Annotated in this window: 5 protein-coding genes; 3 read left to right on the forward strand and 2 right to left on the reverse strand. The window is 45.3% G+C overall.

Annotated features, from left to right (window positions below; genetic code table 11):
* Positions 1-21: 21 nt before the first annotated feature.
* Positions 22-2,604, reverse strand: coding sequence for a nitrite reductase large subunit NirB (gene nirB, locus AB4493_RS13410; RefSeq protein WP_372155171.1), 2,583 nt, complete (start codon positions 2,602-2,604; stop codon positions 22-24).
* A gap of 472 nt (positions 2,605-3,076) precedes the next feature.
* Between nirB and AB4493_RS13415 the strand changes: the two genes are divergently transcribed.
* From AB4493_RS13415 to AB4493_RS13425, 3 genes are all read left to right on the forward strand, one after another.
* Positions 3,077-5,674 carry a molybdopterin oxidoreductase family protein gene (locus AB4493_RS13415; protein ID WP_372155173.1) on the forward strand — a complete coding sequence of 866 codons (2,598 nt, stop codon included), beginning with the start codon at positions 3,077-3,079 and terminating at the stop codon, positions 5,672-5,674.
* Positions 5,675-6,073: 399 nt separating this feature from the next.
* A complete protein-coding gene (locus AB4493_RS13420; RefSeq protein WP_080584405.1) occupies positions 6,074-6,256 on the forward strand; it encodes a hemagglutinin in 183 nt (60 codons plus the stop codon).
* Positions 6,257-6,335: 79 nt separating this feature from the next.
* Positions 6,336-7,010, forward strand: coding sequence for a site-specific DNA-methyltransferase (locus AB4493_RS13425; RefSeq protein WP_372155175.1), 675 nt, complete (start codon positions 6,336-6,338; stop codon positions 7,008-7,010).
* A 22-nt stretch (positions 7,011-7,032) separates the two neighbouring features.
* Here the strand turns inward: AB4493_RS13425 and AB4493_RS13430 are convergent.
* Positions 7,033-7,665: IS110 family transposase (locus tag AB4493_RS13430; protein ID WP_372155177.1), on the reverse strand; the 633-nt coding region annotated here is incomplete at its 5' end.

Below are 7,665 nucleotides of genomic sequence, written 5' to 3' on the forward strand. Positions count from 1 at the left end.
ACCTGATGAACCTGATGAAATTTATGAAACCTCAGTCACTTCGATTTGGTCTGCTTTAGCGAGCTTTTCGTCGCGTTTTGAATTCGAAGCATCACTCAAGCTCGGCTTAGGAAAACGCTGCTCTCGCTCTTTGATGAAAGAGAGGCTAGTGTCCATTTCTTCACTGTTGATGTAGTGCTGGAAGCGCTTCATCTTCTCAGGGTTTTCAATGGTGGTTTTCCATTCACACTGGTACTTCTCGATGTTGAGTGCGATGTCCGCTTCGAGTTCTTCAGCTACGTTGAGCTTGTCTTCAATCACGACTTGCTTGAGGTATTCAATGCCGCCTTCGAGGTTCTCCATCCATACCGATGTACGCTGTAAGCGGTCTGCGGTACGTGTGTAGAACATCAAAACGCGGTCGATGTATTTAAGGAGTGTGGTTTCGTCTAAATCAGTGGCGAATAGGTCTGCATGACGAGGACGCATACCGCCGTTACCACAGATGTAGAGGTTCCAACCTTTGTCGGTGGCGATAACACCAATGTCTTTCGATTGGGCTTCTGCACATTCACGAGTACAGCCTGAAACCGCAAACTTGATCTTGTGTGGTGAACGCAGGCCTTTGTAGCGGTTCTCAAGTCGAATCGCTAAGCCAACACTGTCGTCGACACCGTATCGACACCAAGTGCTACCGACACAAGATTTCACGGTACGAACCGATTTACCGTAGGCGTGGCCCGTTTCAAAACCTGCATCAATCAGCTTTTTCCAGATGATAGGCAGTTCGTTAAGCTGTGCGCCAAACAAGTCGACACGCTGACCGCCCGTGATTTTGGTGTACAGGTCGAACTCTTTAGCGACTTCGCCTAAAACAATCAATTTATCTGGAGTGATTTCACCGCCAGCAATACGCGGAACTACCGAGTAAGTGCCGTCTTTTTGCATGTTGCCAAGGTAGATGTCATTGGTGTCTTGCAGCTCGATATGTTGATCTTCCAGGATGTAATCGTTCCAGTACGAAGCCAGAATCGAACCGACAGCCGGTTTACACACAGTACAGCCCAATCCGTTGCCGTGAGAATCTAACAGCTCGTCGAAGGTCTTGATTTTGTTGACGCGAATGATGTCGGTAAGCTCTTGGCGAGAATAAGCAAAGTGCTCACAGATATCGTTAGAGACTTCCACACCTAGGTTACTTAGCTCGCTATCGAGAACCTGTTTAGCAAGGGCAGAACAACCGCCACAACCTGTTGAAGCATTCGTGGTTTCTTTCAATGCAGCCATCGTGGTGCAGCCTGCTGAAACGGCCTCTTTAATATCGCCTTTGGTCACATCAAAACATGAACAGATCACAGCGCTATCAGGCAGAGCTTCAACACCCATTGCCGAACCTGAATCATCGGCCACGTTAGGTAAAATTAGCACTGATGGGTTTTCAGGAAGGGGCATATCATTTTGCTTGATTTGCAGTAGCGAACCGTAGGCTTCTGCATCACCGACCAATACTGCGCCGACAATCTTTGTGCCGTCAGCCGAAATGATCAGGCGCTTATAAACTTGTTCAATTTCATCGTTGTAGGTATACGATTGAGCGCCTTCCGTCTTGCCGTGTACTTCACCAATACTGGCCACATCGACGCCAAGCAGTTTGAGCTTGGTGCTCATGTCTGCACCAGTAAATGAAGCGTCGCTCGTTCCGTCAGAGACAATATGCGAAGCCGCGACTTTCGCCATGGAATAACCGGGCGCCACTAAGCCGAAGATCTTGTTATCCCAAAGGGCACATTCACCAATGGCGTAGACGTTTTCGATATTGGTTTGGCAGTGGTTGTTGATGACAATACCGCCGCGCTCGCCAATTTCGACATCAGAGCTTCTTGCTAACTCATCTTGAGGGCGAATACCCGCAGAGAATACGATCATATCGGTTTCTAAATGGGTGCCATCGGCGAAGTTCATGCGGTAGCGAGCATTTTCGCCATCGACTATTTCAGAGGTCGCTTTCTCGGTATGAACTTGCACACCAAGGTCTTCAATCTTTCTGCGCAGTAGGGCACCGCCACCATCATCTAATTGAACCGCCATCAGGCGAGGCGCAAATTCAACCACATGGGTTTCTAAGCCAAGGTTTTTGACGGCGTTTGCGGCTTCTAAGCCAAGCAGACCACCACCAATCACCACGCCAGATTTGCTGACTTTGCTTGAAAGCTCGATGGCGTCTAAGTCTTCGATGGTGCGATAAACGTGACAGTGTTCTTGGTCGTTACCGGGAATAGGGGGAACAAAAGGGAAAGAGCCCGTCGCCAAGATTAGCTTGTCGTAACTTTCAACGTGACCACTTTCAGTGATGACTTGTTGATTGGCGGTGTCTAGCTTGGCAACCTTCTGATTCAACAAGTAGTTCACGCCGTTGCTTTGGTAATATTCTTCACTAGTCAATGACAGGTCATCAGCGCTTTTACCATTAAAGTAAGCCGTCAGCTGAACACGGTCGTAGGCCAGCCTTGGTTCTTCACTAAAAGTAATCACATCAAACTCATCACTGTCTGATTGCAGGATGTTGTCGATAAATTTGTGTCCAACCATACCGTTACCAACAACGACGATTTTCTTCTTGCTCATAATCCATTCCTTATTCTCGGCGTCACCATCACTAGCGTCTAATTTCTAATCGTTAGCAGATGAATACCGGGTTGAGATTCCACTCAATTCATAATCATCAAGAAAAACAAAAATGTTTTTTCTAAGTCTTGGTTTCTAGTGGAGCAAGGAGGGTGCCAGATTGCGATTTGTTCATTTAAATAAAATTTAATATATATATTTCAGTGATTTAAAAATTACAGGTGGCACGTAATTACCCCTAAAGTGGTATGTAAAATTTTTGTTATATTTATATAAATGAGCGTTTGTGGTGCAACTTTCTGCAAAATGGTGCAAAAATTAAGTTTTTATCTTGGCTAAGTTCTGTTTGGTTCGTTGTTGATATTTGTGTTTTTATTAAGTTGTTGTTTTTAGATGAAATTATTTGCTATTCATCAGCTGCTATTAAGTGGCGTGTTATTTGCTTATTTTTAGTTATTACAATTATGGATAATTGAGTGAGAAACGGATGACCGATTCAAACAGCGGCTGGATAAAATCGACCTGTGCTTATTGTGGTGTAGGGTGTGGAATAGAAGCGAGACCGACATCGTTAGGAAAACTAGAAGTGCGTGGTGATAAAGATCATCCATCAAACTATGGAAAGCTATGTACTAAAGGGATTGCGCTTGGTGATACCGTCACGCCTTTAGGACGCCTAACACAGCCTGCTCATATTCAGAATGAGCAAAAACAAGAGCTGGATTGGAACCGTGCCACTCAGTTGGTCGCAGACAAATTCAATCAAACGATCGAAGAATTTGGAGCCGATTCGGTTGCGTTCTATGTGTCTGGTCAGCTGCTTACCGAAGACTATTATGTTGCCAATAAACTGATGAAAGGCTTTATCGGCAGCGGCAACATCGACAGTAATTCTAGACTGTGCATGGCTTCAACCGTGGTCGGGCATAAGCGAGCATTTGGCGCAGACACAGTACCGGTGTGCTACGAAGATCTCGAGCAAGCCGAACTCGTCGTGATTACAGGTTCCAACTTAGCATGGTGTCACCCGGTACTTTTCCAAAGATTAAGAGCCGCGAAACAAGCCAACCCTGAATTGAAAGTTATCGTCATCGACCCGCGTTATACCGACACCTGTGAAATCGCAGACATTCACTTGGCATTGGAATCAGGCTCAGACGTCGCATTGTTCAATGGTTTATTGGGTTACCTCGATGATAACGACAAGCTAGATGCAGACTACATAGAAAACCACACCCAAGGCTTTACTGAATCGATTCGATCTGCGACTCACTACCGTTATACAGAGTCAGGTTATACCGAATCAGGCTGGGGCGACAAAAGTGTTCCTGAACTTACAGGGTTAACAGAGCAGCAGCTAAAACAGTTCTACAGTTTGTTTGCATCGAACGAGAAGGTGCTGACCATTTACTCCCAAGGCGTGAACCAATCGACACAAGGGTGCGATAAGGTAAACGCCATTATTAACTGCCATTTAGCCACCGGGAAAATTGGCAAGCCGGGCATGGGGCCATTCTCTGTAACGGGCCAGCCGAACGCGATGGGCGGACGTGAGGTGGGCGGTTTAGCCAATACCTTAGCGGCGCACTTTGAATTTGGTGACCCGCAATCACACCAAACCGTGAGTGAATTTTGGCAGACCGACAACCTAGCAACACATGCGGGTTTAAAAGCGATTGACCTGTTTGATGCCATGAATGAAGGCAAAATCAAAGCGGTGTGGATCATGGCAACTAACCCAGTTGTGAGCCTGCCTGACAGCGAAAAGATCAAAGCCGCATTAGAGAAGTGCCCGTTTGTGGTGGTGTCTGATTGTATTGCCGATACTGAAACCACTCGCTTGGCCGATGTGGTGCTGCCCGCGCAAGGGTGGAGCGAGAAATCGGGCACCGTGACCAACTCTGAACGCCGAATCTCACGCCAACGCCGAGTGTTACCAAGCCCAGGGGAAGCCAAACCCGATTGGTGGATTCTAAAAGAAGTCGCACAAAAAATGGGATTCAAAGAGCAATTTGAGTTCCGCCACGAAGGTGAGATCTTTAAAGAGTATTGCGAGATGACAGCGCTCGGCAATGAAACAGGTAAAGCGCGTGACTTGTGCTTAATTGGACTCACGCAATTGGATGAAAAAGGCTATGGCGAACTCACTCCACAGCAATGGCCAGTACTTGAGTATCAACCTGAGATCATCGAACAGCGCATGTTCACCAATGGTGAGTTCTTTACCGAATCAGGCAAAGCGCAGTTTATTGCAGTTGAGCACGACAAACCGATTGCCGATACCAGCCTTGAATTCCCACTTATCATGAACACAGGCCGAATCCGAGACCAATGGCACACCATGAGCCGCACAGGCTTGGCGGCAGGTTTAGGTGAGCATACCCCTGAGCCTTTTGTTGCGATGCACCCAGATACCGTTTCAGAACTGAACTTGGATGAGTTTGGGCTAGATGCTTTCAACCACGCCACTATTAATCCAGTGGTGAAAGTGCGCAGCGCACAAGGGGAGTGCCAAGCCCGCTTAGTGGTGACCAAAGAGATGCGCCGCGAACAAGTCTTCATGCCTATCCACTGGAACGCACCCACCGCCAAAGACAGCAAACCATGCGACTTAATCTTGCCTCATACCGATGCCGCATCAGGCCAGCCAGAATTCAAACATACCCCAGTGATGGTTGAACCGTGTGGCTATCGCAGCGAAGCCGCACTGGTCAGTGACAAGGTGATGGATTGCAGCGGCTTTGATTATTGGGTTCGCCAAAGAGTGGAGGGCGGTTTTCTGTATCGAATATCTTCCTCTAAGAACCCAATGGAGTTGGTGATTCAGCTTGCTAATACCCTCGATGCATTACCAGAACCTAACGCGGAGGCGATCAAATCACTCCATTATCATGGCAATAAATCATTCAAGAACTACGGCTCTGCCAAGCTGGGTCAGTCTGGCGTAAAGCAAGCCTTCGTGGTGAACAGTAAGCTAGACCATCAAAGCATCGACTGGCTGGTGGAGTGCTTAACCCGAGAAGCCGATGAAGAGTTCGAAGCCGAGTTTTTGAGTACTATGGCGAAGTAGTTACTTCCTCTTACTTATCCATACCTACAGCGTAAACGCCGACAATCATGTCGGCGTTTTTGTTTGAGAATACAACTTCCAAGATACAACCTTCATAGCCTGAATTGCGGTTTACTCACATATTGGGGAGTTTTCTGCATTTTGCCGGAACTATATGGAAAATTTCTGCTTTTCGTCATGTTTGATACAAAGATAAGTAGGTAAGATGATGTTATTAAATGAGTTATTAGACTAAGTGCAGCGAGTCTTGGAAACTAGACAGAATTGTTTCAGGGACAAAATGCAGAATTATTCTGTCTAATATAGCTGTTAGGCACAAAAATAAATTATGCCACTAGTTGATATTAAAATAATTGCCCATATCTATAGTGTGGTTATGAAACTAAAGGAGTAAATCATATGCCAGACTTAACTCAAGCTCGTTGCCCATGCCGTGGGTGTAATACTGTCGCTACGAATGCTGAACAAGTTGAACAATTGTTTGGCTTAAGAAATATGGGTGATGGTACTGTTCGCGTTCAGTCATACTGTCGCGAATGCCGCAGTCTTCATTGTGAAGCAAGCGACCCTAAATGTAATTAGTGCAAAAAAGCAGATACGGCTTCGTCGTATCTGCTTTATTATGCTATGTTACTCGGTTTGAGTATCTCAGGGCAATTTAATGTCACAAACTTATCAAATGGATGCAGTAGATTGGCTTAAAACACTAGATGACTCTAGCGTTGACCTTTTTATTACAGATCCACCTTATGAGTCTCTAGAAAAACACAGAAAAATCGGTACTACGACTCGTCTGAAAGAAAGTAAATCATCAAGTAACCAGTGGTTTAGTATTTTTCCGAATACTAGATTTGAAGAGTTGTTTACAGAAATTTATAGAGTATTGAAAAAGGGCTCTCATTTCTATTTGTTCTGTGATCAAGAAACAATGTTTGTTGCTAAACCAATAGCTGAACAAGTAGGGTTTAAATTTTGGAAGCCAATTGTTTGGGATAAATGTGCTATTGGTATGGGGTATCACTATCGAGCACGCTATGAATTTATTCTATTCTTCGAAAAAGGCAAAAGAAAACTGAATGATCTGAGTATTCCTGATGTATTGGAGTACAAACGGGTTTGGCGCGGGTACCCTACAGAGAAGCCGGTGGACCTTCTCGAAGTCCTTATTATGCAAAGCTCTTCTGAACACGATGTTGTTGCAGATTCATTTTTCGGTTCAGGTTCCACATTAATAGCAGCGAACAACCTGTCTAGAAAATACTTAGGCTGCGATGTATCTGATTCTGCACATGAACACTTCAATAATAGGTTAAAAACCAACGCAATTTGTGCCTAACAAACGACTATGGCGTCAATGATTAATTTTTGGCAGTGTTTTCATCCCACATGGCGCCATCTCTCAGCATAGAGTTAAGAGTCACAACCATCTTTCGAACACACGCGATTATTGCGACTTTCTTAGGCTTTCCGGCAGCTACAAGTCGAGCATAAGTTGCTTTGAATACGGGGTTACATTGCATGGCTGACATCATTGCCATATATAACACTGTGCGTACTTGCGCTCGACCGCCTTGGATCACGCGCTTACCTTTGTAGCGCCCACTTTCGCGTGTTATTGGAGCGACACCAATTAGTGATGCCGCTTGTTTATTTGTGATGTAGCCAAGTTCTGGTACGTTGCTAATTATTGATGCAGCGGCAATGTTTCCTATTCCAGGGACGCTCTGCAATATTGTGTTTTTAGCCTGATATTCAGGGCTATCTTCAATGAGTTTAACGAGCTTTTCTTCTAACTTGGTGATTTGATTTTTTATCGTGGTTAGCATCGGTTTGATTGTCGGATGGAGAGAAGCGGGAAGTATCTGGATTCGGTTCTTTTCCATGGTTTGCATGGATAACAACTGGTTTCGGCGAATGACTAAGTCACTCATTAGGCGTATGTTTTTTGGCTTTATGACAGTAAGAGCTGGTTTGATTGCTTCTCCATAGTG

Source organism: Vibrio sp. 10N.222.55.A1, assembly GCF_041473835.1.
Taxonomy (GTDB): Bacteria; Pseudomonadota; Gammaproteobacteria; order Enterobacterales; family Vibrionaceae; genus Vibrio; species Vibrio crassostreae_C.